The sequence below is a fragment of the Arthrobacter sp. JCM 19049 genome (assembly GCF_001310435.1).
The window spans coordinates 1-1732 of the sequence record NZ_BAXF01000450.1; the positions used below are offsets into that span (position 1 = coordinate 1).

General features: G+C 65.0%; 1 protein-coding gene and 1 pseudogene. Both read left to right on the forward strand.

Annotation, left to right across the window (positions count from 1 at the left end; translation table 11 throughout):
• Positions 1–641, forward strand: a 641-nt coding sequence (locus JCM19049_RS13260) for a magnesium and cobalt transport protein CorA (RefSeq protein WP_279403207.1), incomplete at its 5' end; no start/stop codon positions are given.
• 190 nt (positions 642–831) lie between these two features.
• Positions 832–1663 (forward strand): annotated as a pseudogene (locus JCM19049_RS13265) (HAD-IIA family hydrolase).
• The last annotated feature ends 69 nt before the right edge of the window (positions 1664–1732 follow it).

Below are 1732 nucleotides of genomic sequence, written 5' to 3' on the forward strand. Positions count from 1 at the left end.
CCGTGCGCCGGCACCTGCAGCAGTCCCCACAGCTGCTGGCCAGCGGCCCGGCGGCGGTGTTGTACGCCATCATCGACCAGGTGATCGACGAGTACTTCCCGGTGATCGACGGGCTGCAAAATGACATCGACGAGATCGATGAACAGCTTTTCCAGGGCAACCTGGACGTCTCGCGGCGCATTTACGAGCTGTCCCGCGAGGTGATCGACTTCCAGCGCGCCGTGGCCCCGCTGCCCGAGGTCCTGGAGCAGCTGCGCCGGCTGGTGCGGCGCACGGGCATGGATCGGGATGAGGCCAAGAGCCTGGACGCCAACCTGGTGGACGTCATCGACCACGCGATTCGCTGCGCCGAGCGGGTGGAGTCCTTCCGCGCCCTGCTCTCCAACGCCCTGTCCCTGTCGGCGACCCTGGCCTCACAGCGGGCGACCGAAACGGGTCTGGCCCAGAATGAGCAGATGAAGCGGATTTCTTCGTGGGCCGCCATCTTGTTCACCCCCAGCCTGATCGGTGCCATCTACGGCATGAACTTCCAGATCATGCCGGAGCTGGAATGGAGTTTCGGCTACCCCTACGCGCTGGGGCTCATGGTGGCCGCCGCGCTGGGACTGTATCTGGTGTTCAAGAAGAACAAATGGCTTTGAGCATCTTCCGCACGGTCCTCTGAGGGCACGGCGGGGCTCCGTGCGCGGCTGTGTAATCTGTACCTAAGAGGGAAGCCGCTCAACGACGACTGGTTCCGCCGGTTCCATCCAACGAAAGGACCTTGGCATCGTGTCCAAGCTACAGCGGGCAAAACGCACCATCCACGACATCAACAGCTGGCTGACCGATATGGACGGGGTGCTGGTCCATGAGGACCAGGCGATCCCCGGCGCCTCGGACCTCATCGACTACTGGCGCGCCAATGACATGCCGTTTTTGGTCCTGACCAACAACTCGATCTACACCCCGCGGGATCTGCGCGCCCGTCTGCTGTCCAGCGGACTGGACGTGCCCGAGGAAAACATCTGGACCTCGGCTCTGGCCACGGCGGAATTCCTCTCCCGCCAACGTCCCGGCGGAAGGGCCTTCGTGATCGGTGAAGCCGGGCTGACCACGGCCCTGCACGACGCCGGTTTCATCCTCACCGATGTGGCACCGGACTACGTGGTGCTGGGCGAGACCCGCACCTACTCCTTCGAAGCCATCACCAAGCCATCCGGCTGATCGAGCGGGAGCCAGCTTCATTGCCACCAACCCGGATGCCACCGGCCCCTCCCCCGAGGGCCTGCTGCCGGCGACCGGCGCCGTGGCCGCTTTAATCACCCGGGCCACCAACCGCGACCCGTACGTGGTGGGCAAGCCCAATCCCATGATGTTCCGCTCCGCCCTGAACCGGATAGACGCGCACTCGGAAACCACCGCCATGATCGGGGACCGGATGGACACCGATATCGTGGCCGGTATGGAAGCGGGGCTACTGACCATCCTGGTCCACACCGGAATCACCTCCAAGTCCGATGTGGCCTCCTTCCCGTTCCGGCCGGATCTAATGGCCGGTTCCGTGGCCGAGCTGCAGCAGCAGCTGAAGGAAGGACCACATCCGGAGGCCGCGGCCGATGTCCCGCCCGTCGTGTCCGGGACGGACGCCGTACAGGATGAGGACCTTCCCCAAGCCAAGTAGCACCTCACTGCCCCGAAGCGGGGCCGGGCAACGAGCACCCACCTGAGTCCCCGCTCCCCGGTGTGGGTG